Annotated in this window: 35 protein-coding genes; 33 read left to right on the top strand and 2 right to left on the bottom strand. The window is 40.8% G+C overall.

Going from position 1 to position 25,831, the window contains the following annotated elements; genetic code table 11:
• A partial coding sequence (locus AB7E63_RS04645; protein WP_428418848.1) for an MORN repeat-containing protein occupies positions 1-808 on the top strand: 808 nt, incomplete at its 5' end.
• 75 nt (positions 809-883) lie between these two features.
• Here the strand turns inward: AB7E63_RS04645 and AB7E63_RS04640 are convergent.
• Positions 884-1,981, bottom strand: coding sequence for an RsmB/NOP family class I SAM-dependent RNA methyltransferase (locus AB7E63_RS04640; protein ID WP_226987433.1), 1,098 nt, complete (start codon positions 1,979-1,981; stop codon positions 884-886).
• 221 nt (positions 1,982-2,202) lie between these two features.
• Between AB7E63_RS04640 and AB7E63_RS04635 the strand changes: the two genes are divergently transcribed.
• The 32 genes from AB7E63_RS04635 (at position 2,203) to rplQ (ending at position 23,681) form a co-directional block, all read left to right on the top strand.
• The gene (locus AB7E63_RS04635; RefSeq protein WP_013925479.1) at positions 2,203-2,640 is read left to right on the top strand and encodes a DoxX family protein; all 438 of its coding nucleotides are present in this window, start codon (positions 2,203-2,205) and stop codon (positions 2,638-2,640) included.
• Between the two features lie 32 nt (positions 2,641-2,672).
• The gene (gene lnt / locus AB7E63_RS04630; protein ID WP_006342230.1) at positions 2,673-4,406 is read left to right on the top strand and encodes an apolipoprotein N-acyltransferase; all 1,734 of its coding nucleotides are present in this window, start codon (positions 2,673-2,675) and stop codon (positions 4,404-4,406) included.
• 136 nt (positions 4,407-4,542) lie between these two features.
• Positions 4,543-5,427, top strand: a complete 885-nt coding sequence (lpxC, locus tag AB7E63_RS04625) for a UDP-3-O-acyl-N-acetylglucosamine deacetylase (RefSeq protein ID WP_006342229.1) — start codon at positions 4,543-4,545, stop codon at positions 5,425-5,427.
• Positions 5,424-5,897 (top strand): 3-hydroxyacyl-ACP dehydratase FabZ, encoded by a 474-nt coding sequence (gene fabZ / locus AB7E63_RS04620; RefSeq protein WP_006342228.1) that lies wholly within the window; start codon positions 5,424-5,426, stop codon positions 5,895-5,897. The genes lpxC and fabZ overlap by 4 nt, the downstream gene beginning before the upstream one ends.
• Positions 5,898-5,947: 50 nt before the next feature.
• Complete coding sequence (gene lpxA, locus AB7E63_RS04615) at positions 5,948-6,802, top strand: acyl-ACP--UDP-N-acetylglucosamine O-acyltransferase (protein ID WP_006342227.1); 855 nt, start codon at positions 5,948-5,950, stop codon at positions 6,800-6,802.
• A gap of 104 nt (positions 6,803-6,906) precedes the next feature.
• Positions 6,907-7,857, top strand: coding sequence for a methionyl-tRNA formyltransferase (gene fmt, locus AB7E63_RS04610; protein WP_013925478.1), 951 nt, complete (start codon positions 6,907-6,909; stop codon positions 7,855-7,857).
• A complete protein-coding gene (locus AB7E63_RS04605; RefSeq protein ID WP_006342225.1) occupies positions 7,854-8,579 on the top strand; it encodes a hypothetical protein in 726 nt (241 codons plus the stop codon). Before fmt ends, AB7E63_RS04605 begins: the two co-directional genes overlap by 4 nt.
• A gap of 333 nt (positions 8,580-8,912) precedes the next feature.
• Positions 8,913-10,115, top strand: a complete 1,203-nt coding sequence (locus AB7E63_RS04600) for a hypothetical protein (protein ID WP_428418844.1) — start codon at positions 8,913-8,915, stop codon at positions 10,113-10,115.
• Between the two features lie 60 nt (positions 10,116-10,175).
• Positions 10,176-10,490: a hypothetical protein gene (locus AB7E63_RS04595; RefSeq protein WP_428418842.1), complete on the top strand. Its 315-nt coding sequence runs from the start codon at positions 10,176-10,178 to the stop codon at positions 10,488-10,490.
• Between the two features lie 433 nt (positions 10,491-10,923).
• Positions 10,924-11,586, top strand: coding sequence for a 50S ribosomal protein L3 (rplC, locus tag AB7E63_RS04590; protein WP_006342222.1), 663 nt, complete (start codon positions 10,924-10,926; stop codon positions 11,584-11,586).
• Between the two features lie 20 nt (positions 11,587-11,606).
• On the top strand, positions 11,607-12,290 hold the full coding sequence (gene rplD, locus AB7E63_RS04585) for a 50S ribosomal protein L4 (protein ID WP_006342221.1): 684 nt from the start codon (positions 11,607-11,609) through the stop codon (positions 12,288-12,290).
• Positions 12,291-12,323: 33 nt separating this feature from the next.
• Entirely contained in the window at positions 12,324-12,659 is a 336-nt protein-coding gene (gene rplW, locus AB7E63_RS04580; protein ID WP_006342220.1) for a 50S ribosomal protein L23, read from the top strand.
• Positions 12,660-12,718: 59 nt separating this feature from the next.
• Positions 12,719-13,564: a 50S ribosomal protein L2 gene (gene rplB, locus AB7E63_RS04575; RefSeq protein WP_006342219.1), complete on the top strand. Its 846-nt coding sequence runs from the start codon at positions 12,719-12,721 to the stop codon at positions 13,562-13,564.
• Between the two features lie 2 nt (positions 13,565-13,566).
• The gene (gene rpsS / locus AB7E63_RS04570) at positions 13,567-13,830 is read left to right on the top strand and encodes a 30S ribosomal protein S19 (RefSeq protein ID WP_006342218.1); all 264 of its coding nucleotides are present in this window, start codon (positions 13,567-13,569) and stop codon (positions 13,828-13,830) included.
• 11 nt (positions 13,831-13,841) lie between these two features.
• A complete protein-coding gene (rplV, locus tag AB7E63_RS04565) occupies positions 13,842-14,183 on the top strand; it encodes a 50S ribosomal protein L22 (protein ID WP_013925474.1) in 342 nt (113 codons plus the stop codon).
• A 4-nt stretch (positions 14,184-14,187) separates the two neighbouring features.
• A complete protein-coding gene (gene rpsC, locus AB7E63_RS04560) occupies positions 14,188-14,838 on the top strand; it encodes a 30S ribosomal protein S3 (protein ID WP_006342217.1) in 651 nt (216 codons plus the stop codon).
• Positions 14,839-14,852: 14 nt separating this feature from the next.
• Entirely contained in the window at positions 14,853-15,272 is a 420-nt protein-coding gene (gene rplP, locus AB7E63_RS04555; RefSeq protein WP_006342216.1) for a 50S ribosomal protein L16, read from the top strand.
• Between the two features lie 10 nt (positions 15,273-15,282).
• Positions 15,283-15,498 carry a 50S ribosomal protein L29 gene (rpmC, locus tag AB7E63_RS04550; protein ID WP_006342215.1) on the top strand — a complete coding sequence of 72 codons (216 nt, stop codon included), beginning with the start codon at positions 15,283-15,285 and terminating at the stop codon, positions 15,496-15,498.
• A 9-nt stretch (positions 15,499-15,507) separates the two neighbouring features.
• On the top strand, positions 15,508-15,750 hold the full coding sequence (gene rpsQ / locus AB7E63_RS04545; protein WP_428418837.1) for a 30S ribosomal protein S17: 243 nt from the start codon (positions 15,508-15,510) through the stop codon (positions 15,748-15,750).
• Positions 15,751-15,863: 113 nt separating this feature from the next.
• On the top strand, positions 15,864-16,229 hold the full coding sequence (gene rplN, locus AB7E63_RS04540) for a 50S ribosomal protein L14 (RefSeq protein ID WP_006342213.1): 366 nt from the start codon (positions 15,864-15,866) through the stop codon (positions 16,227-16,229).
• A gap of 17 nt (positions 16,230-16,246) precedes the next feature.
• Complete coding sequence (gene rplX / locus AB7E63_RS04535) at positions 16,247-16,606, top strand: 50S ribosomal protein L24 (RefSeq protein WP_036746494.1); 360 nt, start codon at positions 16,247-16,249, stop codon at positions 16,604-16,606.
• Between the two features lie 2 nt (positions 16,607-16,608).
• Positions 16,609-17,166: a 50S ribosomal protein L5 gene (gene rplE, locus AB7E63_RS04530; protein WP_006342211.1), complete on the top strand. Its 558-nt coding sequence runs from the start codon at positions 16,609-16,611 to the stop codon at positions 17,164-17,166.
• Positions 17,167-17,183: 17 nt separating this feature from the next.
• Positions 17,184-17,585 carry a 30S ribosomal protein S8 gene (rpsH, locus tag AB7E63_RS04525; protein ID WP_006342210.1) on the top strand — a complete coding sequence of 134 codons (402 nt, stop codon included), beginning with the start codon at positions 17,184-17,186 and terminating at the stop codon, positions 17,583-17,585.
• A gap of 64 nt (positions 17,586-17,649) precedes the next feature.
• Positions 17,650-18,195 (top strand): 50S ribosomal protein L6, encoded by a 546-nt coding sequence (gene rplF, locus AB7E63_RS04520; protein ID WP_006342209.1) that lies wholly within the window; start codon positions 17,650-17,652, stop codon positions 18,193-18,195.
• 63 nt (positions 18,196-18,258) lie between these two features.
• The gene (locus tag AB7E63_RS04515; RefSeq protein WP_013925473.1) at positions 18,259-18,627 is read left to right on the top strand and encodes a 50S ribosomal protein L18; all 369 of its coding nucleotides are present in this window, start codon (positions 18,259-18,261) and stop codon (positions 18,625-18,627) included.
• Positions 18,628-18,667: 40 nt separating this feature from the next.
• A complete protein-coding gene (rpsE, locus tag AB7E63_RS04510; protein ID WP_006342207.1) occupies positions 18,668-19,168 on the top strand; it encodes a 30S ribosomal protein S5 in 501 nt (166 codons plus the stop codon).
• Positions 19,165-19,620 carry a 50S ribosomal protein L15 gene (gene rplO, locus AB7E63_RS04505; RefSeq protein WP_284452866.1) on the top strand — a complete coding sequence of 152 codons (456 nt, stop codon included), beginning with the start codon at positions 19,165-19,167 and terminating at the stop codon, positions 19,618-19,620. The genes rpsE and rplO overlap by 4 nt, the downstream gene beginning before the upstream one ends.
• Positions 19,621-19,750: 130 nt before the next feature.
• A complete protein-coding gene (secY, locus tag AB7E63_RS04500; protein WP_006342205.1) occupies positions 19,751-21,121 on the top strand; it encodes a preprotein translocase subunit SecY in 1,371 nt (456 codons plus the stop codon).
• Between the two features lie 78 nt (positions 21,122-21,199).
• Positions 21,200-21,568: a 30S ribosomal protein S13 gene (rpsM, locus tag AB7E63_RS04495; protein WP_013925471.1), complete on the top strand. Its 369-nt coding sequence runs from the start codon at positions 21,200-21,202 to the stop codon at positions 21,566-21,568.
• Positions 21,569-21,639: 71 nt separating this feature from the next.
• Complete coding sequence (rpsK, locus tag AB7E63_RS04490; RefSeq protein WP_013925470.1) at positions 21,640-21,996, top strand: 30S ribosomal protein S11; 357 nt, start codon at positions 21,640-21,642, stop codon at positions 21,994-21,996.
• A gap of 129 nt (positions 21,997-22,125) precedes the next feature.
• Entirely contained in the window at positions 22,126-23,241 is a 1,116-nt protein-coding gene (locus AB7E63_RS04485; RefSeq protein WP_006342202.1) for a DNA-directed RNA polymerase subunit alpha, read from the top strand.
• Between the two features lie 11 nt (positions 23,242-23,252).
• Complete coding sequence (gene rplQ / locus AB7E63_RS04480) at positions 23,253-23,681, top strand: 50S ribosomal protein L17 (protein WP_428418831.1); 429 nt, start codon at positions 23,253-23,255, stop codon at positions 23,679-23,681.
• A gap of 62 nt (positions 23,682-23,743) precedes the next feature.
• On the opposite strand, the gene AB7E63_RS04475 is transcribed toward rplQ, so the two are convergent.
• Positions 23,744-25,798 carry a methyl-accepting chemotaxis protein gene (locus tag AB7E63_RS04475; RefSeq protein WP_013925468.1) on the bottom strand — a complete coding sequence of 685 codons (2,055 nt, stop codon included), beginning with the start codon at positions 25,796-25,798 and terminating at the stop codon, positions 23,744-23,746.
• Positions 25,799-25,831: the final 33 nt, after the last annotated feature.

The raw sequence follows: 25,831 nt of genomic DNA, 5'->3' as shown, positions 1-25,831 counted from the left end.
TGTTGCTGTTATCAGTTTTAATATATTTAAAGATAAGCCTAATATCCGTTTTTGGGAGAGGGTCGTTGTATTAATCGTGAAGGACGTCGAGACAAATTCTACAGGATATGTAAAAGTCAATGAAGCAAGCCTTCGGAAAAGATTTGGAATATCTAAGAAAGAGTTCAAAGATGCAAAAAAACATGGATCAGATTTAACCGCATTCATTTCAAAAAAAATACAAGAAGCTAAAGCGGAATCTCTATCGGCTGGATATCAAGGAGAAAGAAACGAATGGGGGGAACGTCATGGGATTGGTCGGGATATAGCGGAAAGCTCATTCGGTTCATTGCAACCAAAATTATCTATATATGACGGTCACTTCAGAAATGACGAATTTCACGGTAAAGGAATCCTTCAAAAAATATTTTGGAGTGGCCGTGAGGAAATATTCGAAGGTGTATTTAAGAATGGGGAATATAGCCATGGGACGTTAACCTACCCAAAAGCGGCAGGTAATGAAATAAAACAATACACAGGCCAATTCAAAGGAGAGCAGTTTCACGGAAAAGGAACTGTTACGTATTACAATGGTGATCAATACATCGGTGAGTTGAAGAAGAGTAAGTCGCATGGCAAGGGGGAATATATCACTAAAAATGGCTCTATGAAAGGTGTCTTTGAAAAAGGGCGACTGATTAAAGGTTTAAAAATTTATGCAGATGGGTCTAAAGAAAAGGGTGTCTTTAAAAAGGGCCGCCTAATTGAAGGTATAGAAACTGAAGTGGATGGAGCGAAAATAAGGGTGCGACGAGAGACTAAGGTATAAGAAGGAAAATCTTAGAGAATTGCATTCTTTTATTCAGTGTATGGCGATCTAGACGATTGCCACACACCGCCTTGATTATGTGGTTTTTTCGCGGCGCTTTCGAAGAACTGTTGCGAAGAAACCATCCATTCTTCCTTCGTGAGGAATCGATTGAAAAGTTTCGCCAACAATTTCCAAATCATACGTTTTCACAAAGTGATCAATCTGTTGTTGGTTTTCTTCGTTCAAAATACTGCAGGTTGCGTAGACAATATGTCCTTCTGGTTTCATGTAACTTAGCGCTTTTTCAAAGATTGTGCGCTGCTGTCCTACAAGGCGCGTTAACATTTCCTCCGAAAACTTCCATTTCATGTCAGGGTTTCGTCGCAGTGTGCCGATTCCGCTACAAGGAACATCAGCTAAAACCCAATCCATTTGCTTTTTAAGTTTTTTGAGTTTAGGCTCGTCGTCTGGATTTACAATTTGTGAGTTTTGGACACCAGCTCGACGCAATCTTTTTTTTGCTTCCAGCAAAATTTTCTTGCGGATATCATGTAAGAAAATCTGTCCCCTTTTCTCCATTTTTGGAGCAAAAGCGAGTGTTTTTCCTCCGGATCCTGAACAATAATCTAAGACTTGTTGCCCTGGTTCAACTTGCATAAGTTCGGAAATTAATTGGCTTCCTTCGTCTTGAACTTCAAACAATCCTTGTCTGAATTCAGGTAATTCAAAAAAGTTAATCTTTTTATGGAAAACGATGCCGGTTGAAGAGCGGGAGCAAGCCGAGATTTGATATTTTTCGGACCACTGAGAAAGAAGTGTTTCTCGATCTGTTTTCAAAAGATTCACGCGCACTGTTGTCGGGGCGGGCGCATTACTTGCTAAGCAAATCTCTTGACCTTTTTCAATTCCATGACTTTTTAAGATCAAATCATAAAGATCTTTGGGAAATCCAAAGCGAATATGTTCGGGGATAGAGGTATCCTTAATTAAAGTTGGAATATCAAGCGTTTGATAGATTTCCCATTTCTTTTCCCAAGAAGCATTTTCTTCGCAGAAAAAGTCGATCAACGTTATCCAGCGCATCATCCCATATATGGCTTCTGCTACAAAAGCACGATCCTTCGATCCCAAACTTTTACGTAGTTTGAAGTAGCGACTAATCACCAGATCTAACGGGAGCTCTTGCTCCATATAAAAATCTAGTAAAGAAAAGAGGTGTCTAAGACGAAAAGGATTTGCAGAATACATAAAATAAAAAGATTAAGATTAAAAAGTTAAAATCATACTTCATTTTACAATCAATTGCAATCATTCACTCATTAAATAGCAAAAATATTCTGTACGACTTCAAAGAGTTGCAAAAAAATACTAAGTAGAATACATCTAAAAAAACATTGATATAGGAGGATTTAATGAAAGCGTTATGTTCAATTAGCATGTTTTTAGCACGTTTGTGCTTAGCCGCCATTTTTATCATTGCCGGTATTGGAAAAATTCTAGACTATGATTCCACATTGGCTTATATGGTCTCGAAAGGGATTCCAATGGCACCTTTTTTCTTGGTTCTTGCAGCTCTTTTGGAAGTCCTTGCGGGGATTTGCTTGGTGATTGGGTATAAAACCCGACTTGCAGCAGCTTTGTTGATGTTGTTTTTGATTCCGACAACAGGAATTTTCCATAATTTTTGGGATGTGGCAGAACCTGCGGCCCGGCAATTACAGATGACAATGTTTTTGAAAAATCTTGGGATATTTGGTGGCCTATGGTATGTTCTATGTTGTGGTTCAGGAAGATATGGTTGTGATGCCGTATGCTGTTCACGGACTCCCGATTCCAAGATCGATTCATAAGAAGAAAACAAAATAATAGCGCGGAACTACTGATGTCGACAGATTTGAATAAGCCATGGAGATGTGTTTTAGCTATTCTAGGGTTTTTTATCGTGGCTTTTGGCCAGCCAGCATGGAGCTCTTCCTTGGGTGCTTTTGCTGCTTTTCTTGGATATGCTTTAATAGGGCGTGTTGTGATTTCCTATTCTCGTCCACTATCTCGTTTTTGGGTGGCGGGGATCTGGTATTTTGCAGTGCAAATGGTCCAACTCTCCTGGTTTGTTTCGCATCCCTATGCGTATATTTATATTGTTTATGTCGGAGTGTCTTTGTTATTAGGGGCGCAATTCGGATTAGTGGGTATACTGATTACCCCCCGCCGATTGCGTTCCCTCATTGGGATTATTGCGATTCCTTCCGCGTGGGTGATTTTGGAATGGTCTAGGTTATTTATCTTGTCGGGTTTTTCCTGGAATCCTTCAGGGCTTGTGCTTACGGGAAATGTCTTTTCTCTTCAATTAGCTTCATTTTGGGGCGTTTTTGGGCTTTCTTTTTGGGTATTACTTGTGAATTTATTGGGTCTCAGGGCGTGGTTACTTAAAGCTCGAGTTGCTTATGTGGTATGGATTTTGGCTGCTTTAATGCCCTATGTTTATGGTTATGTGCACGTTGTTTACCATGAATACTGGATGGAAGAAGAACATCGCTTGGCCTTAAATGAAAATAAAAGTCCCTATTTCTCTGCGATTTTGGTGCAACCTGCTTTTCCTGCTGAAGAGGCGTTTGATTTTGGGGATACCCGAGATTTTGTCTCTTTTGTAATGAGAGAGTGGAAACATATTCTTAAAATTACCCAAAAGCACTCAGGAAAAACGGTTGATTTAATTGCTCTTCCGGAATTTATGGTTCCTTTTGGAACCTATACATTTGTTTATCCTTATGAAAAAGTGGCGAAAGCATTTGAAGACATTTTAGGGAAAGAAAGTTTAAATTTTCTTCCCCCTTTAGAATTGCCCTTTGCGGCTCAGTCATTAACAGATGAAGGAATCCGTTGGTTTGTGAATAACGCGTTTTGGGCGCAGGGATTGAGTAACTATTTCAATAGCGACATGGTGATTGGATTAGAAGACGCGGAAGATACACAAAATGGTCGAGAATATTATAGCGCAGCCCTGTTTTTTCATCCAATGCGCGAACTTTTTTCAGAAGAAAAATTTCGGCGAGCGGAGCGCTATGCTAAGCGTGTGCTTGTTCCCATGGGAGAATACATTCCTTTTAGCTTTTGCAGAGAGCTTGCGGCTCGTTACGGCGTAAACGGATCGTTTACAGGGGGACAAGAAGCCAAGATTTTGACGGGAAGTAAGCTTCCTTTTGGGGTTTGCATATGCTACGAAGAAACCTTTGGGCATCTGACGCGAGAAAATAGACAGTTGGGTGCAAATCTTTTAGTCAATTTAACAAGCGATGCCTGGTTCCCTTGTTCGCGTTTGCCGCAGCAACATTTCGATCATGCTAGATTACGAACGGTTGAAAATGGGGTGCCTTTAATCAGGGCATGCAATACGGGTGTAACTGGATCGATTGATAGCTTAGGGCGGTTAACAGCCAAGCTTGGAAATACTTTAGCAGAAACAGAGGAGTCTTCCGATTCGATTTTGGTGCATGTTCCTCTTTACCACTATCGCACATTATATACCTTGTTTGGTGATAAATTAATTATCGGATTTTGTTTTTTGGGATTGTTCGGCTTTGGTATTTATGAATATAAACATCGTAGGCGCCCTTGAAAACCAATGATTAATTTCAGTAATAGCACAAAACCAAAATCTTCACGATTTTCCCTTGATAAAAACAAAAGGCTTTAATTATTCTAACTTGCATCATCACGAAATAGATCAATATTAATGAGCAGGTTCGACAACTGTGAATGCCTTCAATTCCAGCCTAGAAAAAACATGTAGGAGACAGCGCACGCTTAAAAAAAGCGTTTCGTTTTCTGGTATCGGGATTCACACGGGAAGAGGGGTTTCCCTCAAATTTTGTCCAGCCAAGGAGGGTACGGGAATTGTCTTTAAACGAGTCGATCTTCCCAGCCAGCCTCTTATTCCTGCCACTGTTGAATATGTGTGCGAAACTAACCGCAGCACCACATTAGGGATTGGGTCCGTAAGGATTCATACCGTTGAACACGTCTTGGCAGCCATTCGTGCTTATGAAATCTCCAATTTATGCATTGAGATTACTAGCATTGAACCTCCTGTCGGAAATGGAAGCTCGGATGTTTTTGTCGAAATGATCGAAGAGGCAGGGATCGAAGAGCAGGACGGAATTATTCCGGTCGTGAAAATTCAAGAGCCTGTTTATTGGTCCGAAGGAGACATTCACTTGGTTGCTCTCCCCGCAGATGAATATCGCATTAGTTACACACTTAGTTATCCAACCCCAAGTATTCTGCAAGCACAATTTCACTCTTTGTCAGTAACAGCAGAAAGTTTTAAAAATGAGCTTGCTCCTTGTCGCACATTTTCCCTTTACCAAGAGGTTTCTGTACTGATGGATAAAGGTTTGATTCAAGGCGCGAGTTTAAACAATGGAGTCACCATTAAAGATGGAGCTGTTTTAAGTAAGGGGGGATTGTTCTTCCCTAATGAAATGGTTCGGCATAAAATATTGGATATGATTGGTGATTTTTCTCTTGTCGGGTTTGACTTTTTGGCGCATGTTATAGCTATTCGCTCAGGACATGCCTCTAATTTTGCCTTCGCGAAAAAGCTCTTACATTCTATTACAACGGAGAGATGTTCATGACTCCTGACTTTAGCGAAATGCCCGCGGTCTTTGATATTAAAGAGATTCTTAAAATCTTGCCCCATCGCTATCCCTTTTTGTTGGTTGACAGAATTGTTGAAATGGATTTAGAAAAGGGGTATATTTTAGGCCAAAAAAACATCACCTTTAATGAATCTTTTTTTCAAGGCCATTTTCCGGGTGCACCGATTATGCCCGGAGTGTTAATCCTTGAAGCTCTTGCGCAAGCAGGGGGAATTTTAGTGTATTTAAAAGGAGAAAGCGAGGTTGAAAAAATCGCTGTTCTTATGAACGTGAATCAAGCGAAATTTCGCAGTCCTGTGCGTCCAGGAGATGTCCTTTTTCTGAAAGGAGAGGGGCAACATTTTAGTAAAAAAGGTGGGAAAATCAAGGCAACAGCTTATGTCAATAATAAGGTCGCTGTTGAAGCTGAAATTGGTTTTGCTTTAGTTCCCAAAAGCCAAATTTAAAAGTTATAAAATTATTGTTATTAAAACTACAGACTGAGATTTCATAAAGCATGAGTCAATCTAAAATCCACCCAGCAGCCATTATAGAGCCAGGGGCAGTTATTGGTAAAAACGTTACAATAGAGCCTTTTGCAGTTATAAAAAGCACGGTCACCCTAGAAGATGACGTGGTGATTATGTCGGGTGCCTACATCGAAGGAAATACCACGATTGGAGCTGGGACCAAAATTTATCCCTATGCAAGCATTGGGACCAAGACGCAGGACCTCAAGTTTCGAGGAGAAAAAACCTTCGTAAAGATTGGGAAAAACTGTGAAATTCGTGAATTTGTAACGATTAATTCGTCTTGCCAAGAGAATTCCGTTGTTGAGGTTGGCGATGAATGCCTAATTATGGCCTATTGTCATATTGCTCACAACTGCGTTTTAGGGAAAAGAGTTATTATGAGCAATAATGCTACTCTTGCAGGGCATGTGATTTTAGAGGATTATGCCATTGTGGCAGGGTTTACCCCGATTCACCAATTTGTCAGAATTGGGGCCTATGCAATGGTGGGTGGAATGAGTCGTGTTACCCATGATATCCCTCCTTATACAATTGGCGCTGGAATACCATTTAAGTTTGGTGGGTTAAACCTTGTGGGTCTCAAAAGGCATGGGTTCCAACTCAATACACGTCGTGAATTAAGTAAGGCTTTTAAGTTAACATATCGCTCTAAACTTCGTCTGGAAGAGGCTTTAGATCTGATTGAGCAGGAATTGGAATCTTTGCCTGAAGTCCAGCATTGGATTGACTTTTGCAGAAGTTCTAAAAGAGGCTTAATGGGGCTGCAAGGAATCTCCAATTCAGAAGAATTTGAGGAAGAGGAAGAAGAGGAAGAAGTTTCTGAGCTCGTTTCTAAATAAGTCACAGTCTCACACGATACACGGGAAATCAAGCGCAGAATTTGCATCGTTCTGCTGCTTTTCTGATATATATCTAGTCATTTTACAATTTAAGGGTGCCTGTTATGAAAGTTGTCTTTTTTGGGACACCGCAATTTGCTGCAAACGTACTCAGTGATCTTTTAAATAGTCACATAGATGTTGTGGCGGTCATCACAAAACCAGATCGGGCGCAAGGTCGATCTAAGCAATTAGTCCCGACTCCTGTCAAGCAGGTCGCCTTGATGCAGGCAACTCCTATTCCTTGTTTTCAACCTGAACTTGTGTCCGCTCCCGAGTTTGCAGATACGCTTGCTGCCTTTAAGCCGGATTTGTTCGTTGTCGTTGCGTATGGCGAAATTATCAAGCAGCATCTTTTGGACATGCCTAAAATGGGGTGTATTAATTTACATGCTAGTTTGCTTCCAAAGTATCGTGGAGCCGCGCCCATCCAGCGAGCGATCATGAATGGGGAGTCCGAAATTGGGGTGACTATCATGCATATGGTTAAAAAAATGGATGCGGGCGATATGATCAAAAAAGCTTCTATTGTCGTAGATGAAAATCAATCTTTTCCTGAAATTGAGCAAGCTTTATGTCGCATTGGATCCCATGCTCTCCTTGAGGTGCTTCGAGAAATTGAAGCAGGGGCGAGTATGCGTCAGCCTCAGAATCATGATGAAGTAACATACGCCCCTAAAATTGAGTTAGAAGATTGTTATATCGATTGGAATCGTTCCGCTTCGGATCTCCATCATCTTGTGCGTGCTGTCACACCTGAGCCCGGAGCTTGGTGCTATGTGGAAGTGAAGCAGCAGAAAAAGCGTTTAAGAATTTTAAAAAGCCAAATGATGACTTCAGGCAGTGGTCAACCGGGAGAAATTCTGGGGTATGGAAAAGAGGGATTGATTGTGGCGTGTGGAGAAGGTTCTCTTCGCATTGTAACGCTTCAACTTGAGGGGAAAAATGCCATGAGTGCCGAGGACCTCATGAGGGGCATTCCAAGGCAAATGTTTTCGTTTGTAATGGGCGCATGATGGCAACTCAGTCTATTTCTTCGGCTCTCTTTGGAGCAGTTTCTTATCTAAGTGTTCATGGGGGGCCAGCAGTCAAGGAAGCGGTTGTGATTACGCAAAAAGTTGCTAACTTTGGTATTCGCTTTTTCCCGATTATTCAAGGGGGCGGTTATGTTGGCTATGGATTGAAAGTCTTCATATGGGACGGTTTGCGAAATCGCATTAGGCTCCATATTGAAAACAAAGGGGGCACGATTGGGTATGTTTCCCAGGTTTTCCAAGGGTTTTATGCAAGGATTAAGTCTATTCAATTTCAAACGACTCAGTTTTCCTTTCTATATGGATTTTCTGCCATAGGGGCGGGAGGATGTGGGATCGCAAGTGGAATTTGTCGGTTAAGTTATCAGGGTCTTTCGTGTGCCGCGAATATATTGGGTTCCGCAGCGCGCGGATTTTTTATGTTTGGCGACATTCTTTCTTTGCAATATTATGTAAATGTTTTTTTTTCTGCTTCTGAGCTTGCCAAGTCGAGTTCAGGAGATACACGACAAGTCGCGCTCAAAATGAGAATTTCAGCTGGCTTGGGCATTTTCATTTGTTTTGCTTATCTTTTAGCTGGCGCTTTGGCTCTCTTCGGAGCTCCGATTGGAGTTGCTTTTGCGATCGGTTGTGTTGCGGGATTGACAAGTTGTTTAAAAGGATTATTCGACTTCTTTTATCGCAACGATTTATCGCGTATGTAATAGGGTTTTTAGCCTTGGAAAAGTATATGTATCAAATATTTTAGTTATTTACAAATTAACTTTTTTCCTTTACCATAAAAAATTCATCGTATATGTAAACATGTTCAACATCACCATTTATGTGGAAGATGTTAAAAAAGCAAGCGCCACTAAAGCGTTTGATGAGTGGGCTCGGGTTGGGTTAAAATAAAACCTATCGTGATAATCGATTGAATTAACAGCCTAAACCTGAGTATAGAAAGAGCTTTTTAACAAAATCACTCAAATAAATTGGGTGGAGTTCTAGCTTCTGGAATTTTTAAGTTTTAAATATCAAAAAAATAAGGTGTAGATATGGCTCTAATACGTACTGCTGCAACGGAAGATTATCGATTTCCAACAGCTACAGACGGCTCAAAAGCGAAAAAAGGATTTGCAAAAATTGGAAGAGGATTTGAAAAACTCGGACGAGGAGCTGCATCTCTTGCGCAAAAGCCAAAGATGATTATAGATAAAAAAGAAGGCTTTGGGAAAGCAATAAAAGTTGCTGCAGGAACTTCAGAGGTCGTTTTGGTCATTTTTTCCGCTATTGGTGGCGTGAAGTTACAGGGATTGAAAGAAGTGACGACTCTGGTTAAGGGCGTAAAAAAAATTATTGATTTAGTTGAAGTTGTGGATAACGTCGGAGAGTTGGCTGGGTATTTGAAGAACGCAAGCAAACCCCGTAGTGTGGTTGTTGCTCTTTGGACAGTTCCAAAAGTTGCTTCAACTGTATTCTTTACAGTCTCAAGTGGCATGGAAGTATTTGAGTTCTTTTCTAGAACATTTAACGTGGGCACCAAAGCCTTAGATTTTACATTTAAAGGGCTTGGCAGTGTCCCTATTCCTGTATTCGGTCTTGTGAAAGATGTTGTGGGTGGCGCGGGTGTCCTCTTGCAGGTTGCGATCAAAGGTCGTGAGCTATACGTGGCAGTTTGTGGGCGTAAGCATGCAACAGATAAATTGAACGCCTGGAAAAAAGATTTTTCCAACTTAGATTTAGAAAAAAATAGTGAAGTAGATGGGAAAGCGATTGAGCTTGCAAACAAATACGGAGCCAAGCTTGCTGAGTATAATGCATTACTGCAACAAGAGCAAGAGTATGCTGCTAACCCAGGGACAGCTCCTAAATTAGATCGGGCGGCAAAAAGCAAGCTGGCCAAAGGTGCTGCGAACATCAGAAAGTGGGAAAAGCGCCGAGATTTATTGAGTGGTGCTGTGTCTGGAAAAGCGTACGATTTCACGGTGGAGCTCATTAAATATAAAGGTGAGTCCAAAAAAGCTAAGCTATTTAATGAAAATAGAAAGATTGCTAAGGCGGTGGTTGGTGCGGTCTTGAATATTGCAAAGGTTGCGCTGATTGTAACGAGTCTTACATTCTTAGCAACAGGTCTTTCAGGTGTGCCGTTTGCGTTCATTTTGATGGGAGCAAGCCTTGCGATCAACGTTGGCGGATTGGCTAGCTACGCAACATGGGAATTCCTTGGCGAGAAAAGGGTGGCTGCGCCTGCGGCGTAAGTTTCGTTTCGCTTTTTTATTTAGCTGGCGAGGAGCCCCTCGCCAGTTTATTGTGTGATCATGATGGTCTCTATTTCCTCTTCTTTCCTAAAAAAAACTTCTCCAGTTTCTCCAAAGTTTTTTGCATACGAATGGTTCTCAGTCTTTGTTGTGATGGGCTGTTTAATGGTTTTGGTCGGTGTGACGCTTGCGTCGCGAACAGATAAGATGCGGCTGCCTTCTATAAAAGAACGGCGCGTATTAGTCAAAAAAATTCAGGTATCAAAGCTCAAGAAGGTTTCCAAAAAACGGGCGCGTTCCACAAAGAAAAAAAGCAGGGGTGAGGGGGTGAAAGTGGGGTTTTTTTGTCTTAGATTATCTGCGGGTGAGGGGTGATATTCTGAATTTTAATGCAGATTCTAAGATTCTTGTTTTCAATAGGATAATCTTTGGCGAATTCGGGGTGTTTATTGTGTGAATACATCGGTTATTGAAAAAATAAAAGAGGATGTGTGCAATTATAAAAATAGACCTTAAACTAGCTTAAAGAACCTTTTTTAAGGGGGAGTAGATGTTGGGTGAATATAAAATAATTAATTTTTTTTCTTTCTAGAGAGAAAACTGGTTGTGATAAATCTCCAAGTTTGGTAGTCTACTCTTTTTAAGCGACTAAAAAGGTTGGTTAAAAACCAAAATTCCTCTCTTACCCTCTGAAAAGAACACATTGCGTGTGCACCTTTTCACTAGAATAGGGAGAATAACTCTTGAATACGCTCAGTTGATAGTATTTTAGTTTAATGGTTTCAATTTTGATGAAAGGAATTCGCACATGGCGATAAAATTAATGGGTAAAAAACGAGGGATGACACAGCGTTTTGATGAAGCTGGCAACCTCATCGTTTGCACAGTCATTGAAGTCGAACCCAATGTTGTGACACAGCTTAAGACGAAAGAAAAAGATGGCTATAATGCTGTCCAGTTGGGATTTGAAAAAATTGAAGCAAATGATCCTCGCACAGTGAAAAGACGTACGTCTAAACCTTTGCAAGGACACTATGCAAAAGCAGGTGTTGAGCCCCGCAGATTTTCTGGGGAGTTTCGCATTGAAGATTCAGCCGAATTTTCTCTCGGGCAAGAGCTTAAGGTGGACCTTTTCAAAGAAGCTGGATATCTCGATGTAATCGGGGTCAGCAAAGGTAAAGGTTATCAAGGGGTAATGAAGCTGCACAATTTTGGTGGCGGCCCTGCTGCTCACGGTTCAGGATTTCACCGTCACGCTGGATCGACCGGAATGCGCTCCACCCCAGGCCGTTGTTTGCCAGGTGGAAAAAGAGCAAGTCATATGGGTGTCGACCGTGTCACTGTTGAAAATTTGAAAATTGTGTTGGTCGACGAAGAAAATAATCTGATCTTGGTTCAAGGGCAAGTTCCTGGGGCTTATGACAGCTTGCTTTTCCTTAGAGAAGCAAGAAAAAAGCGCAGTGCGAAATAATTAGCTTGGAGAATTAGATCGTGGCTTTATTAAAAGTTTTTGATATTAAAGGCAATGAAGTTGGAGAATTAGAGGTTGATAGCACTTTTGCTGAAGCTCAAATTAATTCTCAAGTCGTAAAAGATTATGTTACCGCTCTCAGAGCAAATGCAAGACAATGGTCCGCTAATACAAAAGGGCGTTCCGAAGTTAAGCATTCGACAAAGAAACCTCATCCACAGAAGGGTGGAGGACGAGCTCGTCAAGGATCGCTCGTGGCTCCTCAGTACCGCGGTGGTGGTCGAGTATTTGGTCCAAAACCAAAATTTGATCAACATGTACGTATTAACAAAAAAGAACGAAAAGCAGTTATTCGATTCTTGATTGGCGAAAAAATCCGCAACAACGCATTAACCGTTGTGCAAGATTTCCACATGGAAGAACCTAAAACTAAGCACGTAGCAGATTTTCTTGAAAAACAAGGAATCAGCGGAAGAACGTTGTTTATTGGCGAGGGAAATTTCGTTCAAGTCGGTAACGACAATGACGGCAAAAAAGTTAGCGTACGCTGCGAACAACATGACAACTTTATTAAAAGCATTCGCAATCTACAAAAGATCGAGTTTGCTTTAACATCCCATGTCAGTGGATATGATGTAATTGTAGCAAAAAACATGATTGTTGGCGCCTCAGCGCTCGAACAGTTAAAAGAATGGCTTTGCTAACTTAAGAAACTACCAGGATGAAGGAAAATAATCATGGCGAATAAAGATCCCTATCATGTGGTAAAAGGTCCACATGTGACAGAAAAGTCAGTCATGCTTCAAGGGTTAAAAAACGCTACAAGTAACCGCTCGCTAGCCGCGTGTGAATCGCCTAAATATGTATTCATTGTAGATCGCAAGGCGAATAAACAAGAAATCGCTCGAGCAGTTGAAGAGATTTATAGCGAAAAAAATATCAAAGTTGTTGCAGTGAACACGATTAATGTTAAGCCAAAAGCAAGACGTGTCCGTGGGCGCATGGGAAACAAGCCAGGCTTTAAAAAGGCAGTGGTTACACTCGAAGCTGGCGACAATTTAGATAACGTATAATTCCATGGAACGTGACGGAAGCCAGATGAAGAGCTTCACAAAAAAGGATTCATGAGCAGATGTTAAAAAAATATCGACCAATCACTCCAGGCACACGGCAGCTTGTGTTGCCAATGAACGAAAAGCTTACACGTGCAAACGATCATTCAAAAGCAACGGTAAAGCCAGAGAAATCATTATTGTCCCCAAAAAAACGGACAAATGGAAGAAATAATAATGGCCACATCACCTGCCGTCATAAAGGTGGAGGACATAAGCGTCACTATCGTTTAGTGGATTTCAAGCGAGATAAAGAAAATATCCCAGCTGTTGTAAATTCAATCGAATACGATCCAAACCGCTCCGCATACGTCGCACTCTTGCATTATGCAGACGGAGAAAAACGCTATATCATCGCTCCTGAAGGATTGAAGAAAGGGGATAAAGTCCAAACAAGTGATCAAGCACCTTTCCGTACAGGAAATTGCATGCGTATGATGAGTATGCCTCTTGGCTCCATCATCCATAGCATTGAACTTGTTCCAGGAAAAGGCGCGAAACTTGTTCGTTCAGCTGGATTGTCTGCACAGTTAATGGCTCGCAGTGGCGGCTATGTAACTGTTAGAATGCCTTCTGGTGAAGTGCGTATGTTTAATGAAAAATGTCGAGCAACTTTTGGCACTGTTTCAAACTCCGAGTATAACCTTCGTGTAGAAGGAAAAGCTGGACGTAAACGCTGGAAAGGGATTCGCCCAACAGTTCGCGGTACCGCAATGAACCCAGTCGATCACCCTCACGGTGGTGGTGAAGGAAAGCACAAAGGAAATATTCCTCAAACTCCTTGGGCACAATGCACACGTGGACTCCGTACACGGTCCCTGAAGAAATCGAATAAGTTCATTGTTAAAGATCGAAGGAAAAAGTAAATATGGCTAGATCCTTAAAAAAAGGCCCCTTTGTGGCTCACCATTTAAAGAAAAAGGTCGAAGATCAAAATAATGCTGGAACCAAAAAGTCCATCAAGACTTGGTCAAGAAGCTCAATGATTGTTCCAGAAATGATTGGACATACATTTGAAGTCCACAATGGGCGTAAATTTATTTCAGTATTTGTATCTGAAAATATGGTTGGACACCGTTTAGGGGAGTTTTCACCAACACGCCTATTTAAGGGGCATCCAATTAAGAAATAAGGGTTGTTTCAATGAATTATGCAAAAGCGCTAAGTAAATATATTCGAATAAGTCCACGCAAAGCTCGTCTTGCAGCAGGACTTATCCGCGGAAAATCCGTACCTGATGCGTTAGTTCAACTCCAATTCAGTGGATTAAGAGCTGGAAGGCTCTTGAAAAAGACGCTCGATAGTGCTGTTGCGAACGCAGAATCGCAACATGATCTTCGACGAGAACAACTGAAAGTTGCTGAAGTACGAATCGACGCAGGGCCAATAATTAAACGTGCGAAACCTAAAAACCGTGGTGGCCGTCATCCAATCATGAAGCGAACCAGCCATTTCACTGTTGTTGTTAGCGCAGATAAGGAGTAATCTTATGGGACAAAAAGCCAATCCAATTGGGCTTCGCTTAATACGCAATCGTAAATTTCGCTCGAAATGGTTTGCTAACAAGCATGAATTCGGTCAAAACGTGATCGAAGATCATATGATTCGCGAATATTTGATGAAAAAACCTGCATGTGTAGGGACTTCTCAAATTCGTATTTGCCGCATGAGTGATAAAATTGAGATCACCATTTGCACCGCACGTCCAGGTCTTGTCATCGGGAAAAAGGGCGCAGAAATCGACGCTCTTAAATCTGAGTTGTTCAAGCTCACTGGAAAAGAAGTTTGGATCGAAGTCGAAGAAATCAAACGTCCTGATCTAGACGCCAAAATTGTAGCTGACGGAATCGCAAAACAACTCGAACGACGCATCGCATTCCGACGTGCAATGAAAAAAGCAATGCAATCCGCTACCGATGCTGGTGCTCTTGGAATTAAAGTCCAAGTTTCTGGCCGCTTAGGTGGTGCTGAAATTGCACGGACTGAATGGTATAAAGAAGGAAGTACTCCTTTACATACTCTAAGAGCAGATATTGATTTCGCTTACGGTCGTGCAGAAACAACATATGGAAGCATTGGTGTCAAGGTTTGGATCTACCGAGGCGAAGACACACAACCAACTAGACAGCCAACTGAGTAAGGAGGATTAGGGTCATGGCATTGATGCCTAAACGAACAAAATTTCGAAAGCTTCAAAAAGGGCATTTTTCCGGAATCAGTAAAGGCGGATGCTTTGTTCACTTCGGTGAATTTGGTATCCAAGTCCTAGAAAGAGCCTGGGTAACCGCTCAACAGATTGAAGCCTGCCGTGTAGCCATTAACCGCTACTTTCAGCGACGTGGTAAAGTGTGGATACGTATTTTCCCCGATAAACCAGTGACAAAAAAGCCAGCTGAAGTACGTATGGGTAAAGGAAAAGGCGCTGTAGACCATTGGGTAGCAGTCGTTAAACCAGGACGTATTTTATTTGAAGTAGGCAACGTACCGAAAGTTTTAGCACAAAATGCTCTTAGACGTGCAGCTGCTAAGCTTGGAATTAAAACTCGATTCGTCGAGCGCGTAGAACAGGTGTGAGGTTAGTATAATGTCTAAAGCTCGTGAACTAATTAATCAATCTCTAGATGAACTACAAGCTTCTTTGAGTGATAAACGCAAAGAACTGTATGCACTAGTGGTTGCTAAGAAAAATACAAAAAAACTTGAGAAGCCTCATCGTATTCCTTCACTTAAAAAGGATATTGCACGGCTTCATACTGTGATTCATGCTAAAACATTGCAAGAACAGTCGCAGGCTGTGTGAGGACGTTTAATGGAAGAAATTAAATCAAAGCGAAAAGTTAAAACAGGTACTGTTCTATCTAACAAGATGGAAAAAACCGTTGTCGTGCAAGTTAGCCGTACATATCCACATCCCCGTTATGGGAAAGTGGTGACACGTAACAAGAAATACTACGCACACAATGAATTAAGACCATTAGAAGTGGGTGAACAAGTAACAATTGAAGAAACACGGCCCCTCTCAAAGCTGAAAAGATGGAGAGTGGTTGCCTAGTCGTTCGTATCCACTGGCTTTAAGCGGGTCACCTAATAAAGCCTGAACGTCATAAATATTATAGTGCTGCTTAAAGTGTAGCAAATACGGTAAAGTGCGGAGTTAATTTAATTATGATTCAACAAGAAACCAAACTTAAAGTGGCTGACAACTCAGGAGCTAAGCGTGTAAAATGCTTTAAAGTTCTCGGTGGATCTAGAAGACGTTATGCAAGTGTTGGTGACATTATTGTTTGTTCAGTTCAAGAAGTCGAACCAGGTGCAAGCGTTAAGAAAGGCGATGTTGTAAAAGCTGTAATCGTTAGAACAACAGCTGATATCACACGTGAAGACGGAACAGTCTTGCGTTTTGATACAAATAGCTGCGTTCTCATCGATGAGAAAAAGAACCCAATCGGGACGCGCATTTTTGGACCAGTTGCTCGAGAGCTGCGTGCAGAATTTTTGAAGATCGTATCTCTTGCACCCGAGGTGATTTAGAAATGAGAGAAAAAACTATGAATAAAATTTCTGTATGTAAAAAGTTCAAAAAAGGCGATCGTGTTGTTGCAATTACAGGAAACGATCGTGGAAAAGCTGGCACAATCCTCAGATGCAGTGGCGACAGAGTTGTTGTACAAGGCCTCAACGTGCGCAAAAAGCACGTAAAGAAATCTGAGCAAAATCCAGCTGGGGGAATCCTGCCATTTGAGCAATCCATCCATGTTTCCAATTTGAAATTATGTGTTGCTGAAGATAAAGGGGTGAAGTTGCGTACTCGCGTTGACCAGAATGGAGACCGAGAATTATACTATAAGCTCGATGGTCAAGATGTCACCTATCGTTCACTTAAAAATTCAAACAGCAAGAAGAGTTAAAAATGTCTAGGTTAAAAAAGCGGTATCTGGAAACAGTCAAGCCCGAGCTGCATAAAAAATTTGGGTATACAAATCCTTGTCTGATCCCAGCTTTGAAAAAGATTGTGATCAACATGGGGATTGCAGAAGCAAGCAAGGATAAAAATGCTATCCAAGATTGTGTTAATGAATTAACACTTATCTCAGGACAAAAGCCTATTATCACGAAAGCTAAGAAAGCGATTTCAAACTTTAAACTGCGCGAAAAGCAGCCCATTGGGATTAAAGTTACACTTCGCGGACAGAGAATGTTTGACTTTCTTGATCGTTTCTGTAATATTGTATGTCCTCGCATACGAGACTTCCGTGGCTTTCCTTCAAAATGTGATGGACGCGGAAACTATACGCTCGGATTGGATGACCAACAAGTGTTTCCAGAATTGAATCTCGATGATGTTAAAAAGACACAAGGGATGCATATAACCTTCGTTACAAGTACATCCAAGGATGAAGAGTGTGTGGAATTGCTTCGTTTGCTTGGACTTCCGTTTAAAAATTTACCTGTATCGGTAGCAGCTTAAGAATAGGAGAAGGAATTATGGCAGTTAGCGACCCAGTAGCCGATTTCCTCACAAGGATTCGCAATGCAAGTAGAGCACAACGCCGTTTTGTTGTGATTGGTTGGAGCAAACTCAAAGAAGGTATTGCGGAAATCCTTAAAGCCCAAGGGTTTATCGAAAGTTATCTGATTGAGAAAGATGAGAATCACCGTGGGATCATTAGAGTTTACTTGAAGTACACAGAAAGACGCGAGTCTGTAATTAAAGGTCTAGAAAGAGTTTCTAAGCCTGGCTTACGTCGATATGTAGGACATGATGATATTCCGTTTTTCTATGGCGGCCTAGGGCTGTCAATTTTGTCAACTTCTCAAGGTTTATTACCTGGGGGAGAGGCGAAGAAAAGAAAAATTGGTGGCGAACTTTTGTGCCGAGTCTGGTAACTTCAATCGATGTGAACAGCTGCCTGCCTTACGTAAGCAAGCAGCTTTATAAGGAGTAAATGAAATGTCGCGTAAAGGAAAACTTCCCATCTCAATCCCAAGCGGTGTTGAAGTTAAAGTCAATAATGGGGAAATCTCTGTAAAAGGACCTAAAGGTTCTTTGCATGGGAAAATCTTTCCTGAAATTGCTGTAAGCATCGAAGGAAATGAAGTTCATGTGCAATTGACAGAAGAAGCAAAAGATGCAGGAAACTTGCACGGCCTTTATCGCTCTCTTGTTCAAAATATGGTAACAGGGGCAGAAAAAGGTTTTCAGACTCGCTTAGAAATGATTGGAGTCGGATATCGTGCGTCCGTTCAAGGACAACTCTTGGATCTGCAGCTTGGTTTTTCACACCCAACTAAATTGCCAATTCCTCAAGGAATTCAAGTTGAAGTTGCTGAAAAAAACACTGTAATTATTGTTTCTGGTGTTGATAAACAAAAAGTTGGACAGTTTGCCGCAATAATCCGCGCAATGAGACCACCTGAGCCATACCAAGGAAAAGGTATTCGCTATGCAGGGGAGTATGTTCGCAGAAAAGATGGAAAATCAGCTTCCAAAAAATAATGCTCATTTATTGCGTGCGTGATTGTTTAAGCAATAAAGTACAAATTGTTTAATAAGGTTGTTATGGGATCAGAACTTAGAATTCAGACGATTCGCAAAAAACGAACAATGCGAATTCGTAAAAAAATTCATGGGACCAGTGTGGAACCACGTCTGTGCGTTGTTAAAAGCAACAAGCATCTACAAGTGCAGTTGATTAATGATGATGCTGGAGTAACTCTTGGCTCAGTCGCAACGTTCTCGAAAGAATATCGCGGAAGCGAATTCGGTAAAAAAAGCAAGCAAGCTGCCCGCAAATTAGGCGAGCATATTGCAAAGATTGCTTCTGAACAGAACATTAAAGCAGCCAAGTTTGATCGTGGTCCAGCTAAATTCCACGGAGTTTTAGCCGAACTTAAAGATGCGGCAGTTGCTGCCGGTTTGAAGTGCTAATAGCGCTGGCATCATTTCCAATTAATTTTAGGATGTTTAAATGACAAGACAAGCAGAAGGTCAGAAGAAAGAAAAAAAAGGCAGCGAGTTGACTGAAAAAGTCCTCTATATTAATCGCTGTTCAAAAGTTGTCAAGGGTGGACGTAAGTTCAGCTTCTCCGCTCTTATTCTCGTTGCAGATGGAAAAGGAAAAGTCGGCTATGGCTTTGCTAAAGCGAACGAATTGACCGATGCAATCCGTAAAGGTGGCGAAGCTGCAAGAAAGAATCTCGCTTCTTACGAAATGGAAGGGACGACTATTCCTCACGAAATTACAGTGACTTGGGATGGAGCAACAGTGATGTTGAAACCAGCTCCTGAAGGCTCTGGAGTGATCGCGGGATCTAAAGTACGTGCTGTATTGGAAATGGCCGGTTATACAGATGTAATGGCTAAAAATTTGCGTTCAAGCAATCCAATTAACATCGTAAAAGCAACTTTTAAAGGTTTATCGCTATTGCGTAGCCGTCAAAAGATGAAACAAGTTAGAGGTTTAGCATGATTACACTTGGAACATTAAAAAATGATTTGCGCGGAAGAAAACAAGTTCGACGCGTAGGACGAGGAGTTGGTTCCGGTGTAGGTAAAACTTGCGGCCGTGGACAAAAAGGTGCTGGAGCACGTTCAGGCTATAAGCGTCGCTTAGGCTATGAAGGTGGTCAGTTCCGTCTTTTCGCAAAGCTTCCAATTCGTGGATTTTCCAATGCACGCTTTAGAAAAGAATTAGATGTTGTCAATTTAAGCCAAATCGATCAAGCCTATGAAGATGGCGAAGTTGTAAATGCAGAGACACTAGCAGACAAAGGTCTTTTAAGTGGTCGTACTCACGGAGTAAAAGTTCTCGGTGATGGCGAATTAACTAAGAAAGTAACTTTTGAAGTGCACAGTTTGTCAGCAGCTGCACGTGATAAACTCCAAAAAGCGAAAATTACGTTTCAACTTTCGAGGTCTTAATTTGCTATGCACTTTTTCGCATTCATGCAAAGCTTCGATTGAAAACATCAGTTAATTTTATGCTTGCTTGTACGATTTCAAGTAGTTTACAATAGATCAAACGGAAAGTTAAAGCTAAGGATTAAATGCGATGTTTAGTGAAGTGCAACGAGTCTTTCAAATTCCTGAACTGAGAAATAAAATTCTTTTTACCTTACTCATGCTATTTGTATGTAGGATAGGGGGATTTATTCCTGTTCCAGGAATTAACGGTGAAATAGCTGTCAGTTTTTTTAGACATGCGACAGGAGGAGGCCAAAATCTCTTCCAAATGGTAGATATTTTTTCGGGCGGAGCTTTCTCTCAAATGACTGTTATTGCATTGGGGGTCGTTCCATACATTTCTGCTTCTATTATTTTGCAGCTGCTCGTTGCTCTTTGGCCATCTCTACAGCGTGAATTACGCGAAAATGGGGAAGCGGCAAAGCGAAAAATCAATAAAATGACTCGTATTTTGACGGTTGTACTGTCTGTTTTGCAATCAGGTTTGTTTGCAAGATATGCGCTGCAAATCAATATGTCAAAGCCAGGCATCGTCGCTGGTGAACTTTTGGATATTCAAGCCTTTGGCGTGCCATGGCTTTTTTATCTCATTACCATCGCAACGATGACGACTGGAACGGTCTTTTTAATGTGGATTGGTGAGCAGATTACAGATCGGGGAATTGGAAACGGAATGAGTTTGATTATTACGTTGGGAATTCTCTCTCAAATCCCTACGGCTTTGGGACTCATTTTCCAGCAACTTAATTTGAACTCGCAAGAACCTGGACAAATGAATTTAGCTAGTGTTCTGGTTTTAGTCGCTGTGTTTGTGCTTGTCACAATTGCAACAATTCTCATTATTCAAGGGCATAGGCGAATCCCCTTGCAGTATGCAAGGCGTGTTGTTGGAAGAAAAGAAGTGCAAGGCGGAACCTCGTATATTCCACTTAAAGTGAACTATGCAGGTGTTATTCCGGTTATCTTTGCATCTTCATTGTTATTATTCCCTGCAACGCTTGGTGCTTTCTTGGGTCATGGTAATTGGTTAGGAGAGGTCGCCAGCTGGGTTTCGCCAGGAAGTAGTGTGTATATGGCTTTGTTTGTATTGCTCATTATCTTCTTTACTTATTTCTGGACAGCAACTCAGTTCAGACCCGATCAGATCGCATCTGATATGAAGAAAAATGGGGCTTTTGTTCCAGGTGTTCGTCAAGGAAAACCGACTCAAGACTACCTGGAAAACACGATGAATAAAATTACGTTGCTCGGAGCTCTCTTTTTGGCGGGAATTGCTATTCTTCCAACATTAGTTGGTCGCTTTTTAGGAATTCCACAGACAATTAGTTATTTCTTTGGAGGGACAGCTTTATTAATTCTCGTGGGTGTTGTTTTAGACACAATGAAGCAAGTTGAGTCTCACCTTCTCATGAAGCGTTACGATGGTTTTATGAAGCGTGGACGGATCAGAGGAAGATAAATACGTTTTCTTTTGAACAAAAAGAATATGTGTGATAAATTATCAAGTTCAATTTCATGTAATTAGTAGGAGATTTGAATGCCTAGAATTATCGGTATCGATATACCGGATAATAAAAGATTAGAAATTAGTTTGACATATATCTATGGATTAGGTCGTCGTCTAGCTAATGAGATTATTGCAAAGCTGGGTTTAGACCCTAACATGCGTGCCCACAAATTGACAGAAGATGAGATTGCAAGTATCAACGCATTGCTCCAGTCTCAATATGTCGTTGAAGGGGACCTCAAACGTCAAGTTCAAAACAACATTAAACGATTAATTAGCATCCATTCCTATCGTGGACAAAGACATCGTGTTGGACTTCCAGTCCGTGGACAACGTACTCGTACTAATGCTAGAACGAGAAAAGGCCGTCGTAAGACAGTGGCTAATAAGAAAAAATAAGAGAGGAGTGAATCACTTTGTCTAAGCAGGTCGTAAACAAAAAAGCAGCAGCTGCAAAGCCTAAGAAAAAGTTGCACGCACACGTCCCATCAGGCGTCGCACATGTTAAAGCAACTTTTAACAATACGATTGTATCCATCACGGATCCGAATGGAAATGTTGTTTCATGGGCAAGCGCAGGAAAAGTTAATTTCTCCGGTTCACGTAAATCTTCTGCATTCGCTGCAACAGTTGCGGCACAAGACGCAGCAAAATTAGCGATGTCTGTTGGAATGCGCGAAGTAGAAGTTAAGTTAAAAGGGCCAGGTGCAGGACGCGAGTCAGCTGTGCGTGGTTTGCAAGGTGCAGGATTGTTGATTACTTCAATCCGTGATGTAACTCCTTGCCCACATAATGGATGCAGGCCTCCTAAAAGACGTCGTGTATAACCATTTTTATCTGCAATGTGAATCATCAATGATTTAAGGCAGAATTAACGCTATAATCTTTCGATTCTTTGTGAATCAACTCTCGAAGAGCGAGAACAGTTTATTTTATTTTTTATGAGGAGTGACTTCATGGCAGTCAAGTATGGTAAGTTTGAAATCCCTCAGCAAATTTCTGTGGATGAGGAAACGCTAAGCCAGACGTTTGGTCGTTTTATTGCAGAACCCTTTGAAAAAGGATTCGGCCACACTGTGGGAAATTCTCTCCGCCGCATGATGCTTTCTTCACTTGAAGCGCCTGCTATTGTTTCTGTGCGAATTGAAGGAATTTCTCATGAATACATGGCGATAGAGGGGATCGTTGAGGATATGACAAACATTATCCTTAACTTGAAAGGGGCGTTAATACGCAAGCTTCCATTAGATGATGCACCAAATTCGCGCGATGATCGCATTGTAACTTCTATTTTAGAAATTACACAAGACGATCTCGATAAAAATCATGGGAAATACCATGTAACATTAGGCGATGTCTTTACAGAGGGGAATTATGAAGTTGTGAATCCTCAACTTCACCTATTCACTGTAACACAGCCAATGAAAAGACAAGTTGATTTGCGTGTTGTAATTGGACGTGGATATGTTCCATCTGATCGTTTAGACGTTCATGGAAAAACGTCAGATGAAATTTTGATTGACGCAGCTTTTTCTCCAGTACGATTGGTTAACTATGCTGTAGAAAATACACGTGTCGGACAAGATACTGACTTTGATCGATTGCTTCTAGAAATCACAACCGATGGTCGAGTTACACCAGCAGAAGCTCTTGCATTTGCCGCTCAAATTGGTGTTAAACACATGTCTGTGTTTACACACATCAATCCACACTTGTTGTTGTTTGATGAAGGGCAATCACGTGATGATGCAGATCAAGATGCGATTATGGCAAAACTTGCATTACGTATCGATGAAATTGAATTGTCGGTGCGTTCTACAAATTGCTTAAGTGGAGCCAATATTGATACGATTGCCGAGCTTGTTTCCATACCAGAGCGTCGTATGCTTGAGTTCCGCAACTTTGGTAAGAAATCTTTGAATGAAATCAAAGCAAAATTAACTGAAATGGGACTTCACCTCGGAATGGATTTATCTAAATATGGAATTACTGCGGATAACGTCAAAGAGAAAATCGCCCAGTACCATAAAGAAGCTAAAGACAAATCAGATGTATTAAAAAGTGAAGAATAGTTAGGTATATTATGAGACATAAGAAAAATACATGTAAACTTGGCCGAACATCATCTCACCGCAGAGCAATGTTTGCCAATATGTTAAAATCTTTGATTGATGAAGAGCGTATTGTAACAACCGTTGCTAAAGCAAAAGCTTTGCGAAGTTACGCAGATCAAATGGTTACGCTAGCAAAGAGAAATACACTTGCAACTCGTCGTCAAGCAATTGCGGAATTGATGATTCGCTTTAATCCTTTGACAGATAAAGAAGAGAGAGCTGCTCGTAATGGTGATACAGCTGCTTACAATACAGACCGAAGAGTGATCCAAAAGTTATTTGGTGTGCTGGGTCCTCGTTTTACAGAGCGTCAAGGCGGATATACACGTCTTATTAAAAGCAAAAGACGTGTTGGTGACAATGCACAAACTTGTGTAATCGAATATCTTGCTGACTAGTATCTTCTCTTAATGACTTTATCATTTAAAACCTCACAGGTTAGCTTGTGAGGTTTTTTTATTTAGTGATTCGTTGGCATCATTTCTTTTATTTCAGCTGATACTTGGTTCAAATTGTGGACAAATCCCATGAATTGAGGAAGAGAAGTGCTGGTCTGTTGGGTCGCATCTCCCAATAAATGGAGGGCACTTTGTAATTGATTGGTGTAGTTGAGCTGATTTTTTAATTCTCTGGAGACTTTTTCAAAGGCTGATGCCTGTTGGTGAATATTCTCAATAATTTTAGTTAGCTGTGAATTTAGATTTGTGGCTTGTGTGACACTCCCTCTAATCTCTTCGGAAAATTTATCGATTCCCATCACTCCAGCTGAAACGGCCGAAACCATTTCATTGATCATTTTTTCAATATCGAACGTTGCATTAGCTGTTTGGTCAGCCAATCGTCTAATTTCTCTTGCAATCACAGAAAAACTACGCCCATGCTCCCCCGCTTTTTCGGCTTCGATCGCCGCATTGAGCGAGAGAAGATTTGTCTGATCCGCGACTTTGGAAATGGTTGTGATCACATTTGTAATGATGCCTGCTTTTTCGTTTAAAATTCCAAGCTTTGAAGCGATCCCTCCAGTTGTTTCAACAAGCTCGCGAATGGTTTGTTCCATTTGATTTAAATCAATATGGCTAGAATGGGCTAACGCAGCTGTCTGCTCACTTCGATTATTCATATCTTGGACCATTTTTCCAAATTCATTAGCATTTGAAGATAATTGATGGATCATTTCGGTGATTTGTTTAGAAGCCGTTTGTTGTTGCAAAAGCAAATCTTCTTGCTGCTTTGAGACGGCAGAAATTTGATTTGTGGTGGTGGTGATATGAATTCCGGCCGTGTGAAATTTTTCGGCTTGTGTCCGCGCTTTTTCTGAAAGATTATTAAAAGCAATTCCTATTTGGGCAAACTCTTCAGGCATATCGAGAGAGATTTCCTTTGGGGATTCTCCTTGAATCCATTCATAGGTTTTTTCAAGAATTTCATGCATGGCATCTAAGCATTGCACCATGGTGATCCATCCGACCAATATTAAAAAGGCTGTAATCAAGATAATGGCAAGAATGGTGAGATTCTGTCGTTTAATAAAATGGTCGAAATGCATTTGAAGGAGACTTTCAATTTGTTCGGCGGCAGTATTCCATAGCTGAAAGCTTTTTTGTAGAGTTTTGTCTCCCAAATTAGCAAATTGTTCGGGATTAACAGCGATTCGATTGACGTTAATAATATTGTTTTCTGCAAATTGTAAAAGTTCTTCGGATCCAATTAAGTATTTTCTCAGAGATTCATAGAAATCATTAAGGGGAGATTGGTTTGTTTGATTAACTGCAATATTTTGTAGATACAAATGAGAGCTAAGGAGGTTGGATCGAAATGTTTCAATCGCATTTAAAAGATTTAGGCGATTTGTTCCCACTAATTTACCTGCATGAATTGCATTTTCACCATAGATTAAAATTTTGACGAGCTGCTCTTGGATCGTTGGAAGCTGGCTCATCACGCTTCGCATATAATAATGATTCTTAGGATCTATTTCCAAGCTTGTATTTTGAGAGAGATTTGCATAGGAAATAAGAGAATGAATTTCTTTGATAAGTTGCTCGTGGTACAGATCGCTATTCAAAAGAGGTTGTTGTTCAAGTGGTATTTTAAGAAGGTTTTTCCAGTCTTCTTCAATCCCAATGGAAAGCAACCAATTTTCGGATGGGTTGTAAGGACGTTGTTGAAGAACATGAAAAAGGTTTTTCGGTTTATGAGGAGATACCTTAATTCTTTCAAATTGTTGGCTAATTTGATCTTGAAGTGTTTTTAAGGAATCTTTTAAAAAAGATTCCCCATTGTAGATACGGTGAATCAATAATTGGTGCTTATATAAACCTTGCAAAAGGTTAGACATTTCTCGATTGTATTGGATATTTTCTATTTCAGTTTTTATGAATTGATTGCTAAAGTTTTTGACTTTAAAAATATAGTATAAAGAAAGACTCATGAGCAAAAGAGTAAGCGCGAAAATAATAAAGAACTTTGTTTTGATGCTTGTTTTTTTAAAGAGCTGAAATAGTGGGGGTGTCATTAAAATTCCTTTATGCTATTTTTCTAGATTTTC

It is taken from the genome of Parachlamydia sp. (genome assembly GCF_050255895.1).
GTDB classification, from domain to species: Bacteria; Chlamydiota; Chlamydiia; order Chlamydiales; family Parachlamydiaceae; genus Parachlamydia; species Parachlamydia acanthamoebae.
The sequence above is the reverse complement of the archived record's forward strand: the minus strand, read 5'-3'. Positions and strand labels throughout refer to the sequence as shown.

What these genes read in the sequence shown, in the direction of transcription:
- AB7E63_RS04640 (WP_226987433.1), bottom strand. Translation starts at nt 1,981, where the DNA reads ATGGAGCAAGAGCTCCCGTTAGATCTGGTGATTAGTCGCTACTTCAAA.
- AB7E63_RS04635 (WP_013925479.1), top strand. Translation starts at nt 2,203, where the DNA reads ATGAAAGCGTTATGTTCAATTAGCATGTTTTTAGCACGTTTGTGCTTA.
- lnt (WP_006342230.1), top strand. Translation starts at nt 2,673, where the DNA reads ATGTCGACAGATTTGAATAAGCCATGGAGATGTGTTTTAGCTATTCTA.
- fabZ (WP_006342228.1), top strand. Translation starts at nt 5,424, where the DNA reads ATGACTCCTGACTTTAGCGAAATGCCCGCGGTCTTTGATATTAAAGAG.
- lpxA (WP_006342227.1), top strand. Translation starts at nt 5,948, where the DNA reads ATGAGTCAATCTAAAATCCACCCAGCAGCCATTATAGAGCCAGGGGCA.
- fmt (WP_013925478.1), top strand. Translation starts at nt 6,907, where the DNA reads ATGAAAGTTGTCTTTTTTGGGACACCGCAATTTGCTGCAAACGTACTC.
- AB7E63_RS04605 (WP_006342225.1), top strand. Translation starts at nt 7,854, where the DNA reads ATGATGGCAACTCAGTCTATTTCTTCGGCTCTCTTTGGAGCAGTTTCT.
- AB7E63_RS04600 (WP_428418844.1), top strand. Translation starts at nt 8,913, where the DNA reads ATGGCTCTAATACGTACTGCTGCAACGGAAGATTATCGATTTCCAACA.
- AB7E63_RS04595 (WP_428418842.1), top strand. Translation starts at nt 10,176, where the DNA reads ATGATGGTCTCTATTTCCTCTTCTTTCCTAAAAAAAACTTCTCCAGTT.
- rplC (WP_006342222.1), top strand. Translation starts at nt 10,924, where the DNA reads ATGGCGATAAAATTAATGGGTAAAAAACGAGGGATGACACAGCGTTTT.
- rplW (WP_006342220.1), top strand. Translation starts at nt 12,324, where the DNA reads ATGGCGAATAAAGATCCCTATCATGTGGTAAAAGGTCCACATGTGACA.
- rplB (WP_006342219.1), top strand. Translation starts at nt 12,719, where the DNA reads ATGTTAAAAAAATATCGACCAATCACTCCAGGCACACGGCAGCTTGTG.
- rpsS (WP_006342218.1), top strand. Translation starts at nt 13,567, where the DNA reads ATGGCTAGATCCTTAAAAAAAGGCCCCTTTGTGGCTCACCATTTAAAG.
- rplV (WP_013925474.1), top strand. Translation starts at nt 13,842, where the DNA reads ATGAATTATGCAAAAGCGCTAAGTAAATATATTCGAATAAGTCCACGC.
- rpsC (WP_006342217.1), top strand. Translation starts at nt 14,188, where the DNA reads ATGGGACAAAAAGCCAATCCAATTGGGCTTCGCTTAATACGCAATCGT.
- rplP (WP_006342216.1), top strand. Translation starts at nt 14,853, where the DNA reads ATGGCATTGATGCCTAAACGAACAAAATTTCGAAAGCTTCAAAAAGGG.
- rpmC (WP_006342215.1), top strand. Translation starts at nt 15,283, where the DNA reads ATGTCTAAAGCTCGTGAACTAATTAATCAATCTCTAGATGAACTACAA.
- rpsQ (WP_428418837.1), top strand. Translation starts at nt 15,508, where the DNA reads ATGGAAGAAATTAAATCAAAGCGAAAAGTTAAAACAGGTACTGTTCTA.
- rplN (WP_006342213.1), top strand. Translation starts at nt 15,864, where the DNA reads ATGATTCAACAAGAAACCAAACTTAAAGTGGCTGACAACTCAGGAGCT.
- rplX (WP_036746494.1), top strand. Translation starts at nt 16,247, where the DNA reads ATGAATAAAATTTCTGTATGTAAAAAGTTCAAAAAAGGCGATCGTGTT.
- rplE (WP_006342211.1), top strand. Translation starts at nt 16,609, where the DNA reads ATGTCTAGGTTAAAAAAGCGGTATCTGGAAACAGTCAAGCCCGAGCTG.
- rpsH (WP_006342210.1), top strand. Translation starts at nt 17,184, where the DNA reads ATGGCAGTTAGCGACCCAGTAGCCGATTTCCTCACAAGGATTCGCAAT.
- rplF (WP_006342209.1), top strand. Translation starts at nt 17,650, where the DNA reads ATGTCGCGTAAAGGAAAACTTCCCATCTCAATCCCAAGCGGTGTTGAA.
- AB7E63_RS04515 (WP_013925473.1), top strand. Translation starts at nt 18,259, where the DNA reads ATGGGATCAGAACTTAGAATTCAGACGATTCGCAAAAAACGAACAATG.
- rpsE (WP_006342207.1), top strand. Translation starts at nt 18,668, where the DNA reads ATGACAAGACAAGCAGAAGGTCAGAAGAAAGAAAAAAAAGGCAGCGAG.
- rplO (WP_284452866.1), top strand. Translation starts at nt 19,165, where the DNA reads ATGATTACACTTGGAACATTAAAAAATGATTTGCGCGGAAGAAAACAA.
- secY (WP_006342205.1), top strand. Translation starts at nt 19,751, where the DNA reads ATGTTTAGTGAAGTGCAACGAGTCTTTCAAATTCCTGAACTGAGAAAT.
- rpsM (WP_013925471.1), top strand. Translation starts at nt 21,200, where the DNA reads ATGCCTAGAATTATCGGTATCGATATACCGGATAATAAAAGATTAGAA.
- AB7E63_RS04485 (WP_006342202.1), top strand. Translation starts at nt 22,126, where the DNA reads ATGGCAGTCAAGTATGGTAAGTTTGAAATCCCTCAGCAAATTTCTGTG.
- rplQ (WP_428418831.1), top strand. Translation starts at nt 23,253, where the DNA reads ATGAGACATAAGAAAAATACATGTAAACTTGGCCGAACATCATCTCAC.
- AB7E63_RS04475 (WP_013925468.1), bottom strand. Translation starts at nt 25,798, where the DNA reads ATGACACCCCCACTATTTCAGCTCTTTAAAAAAACAAGCATCAAAACA.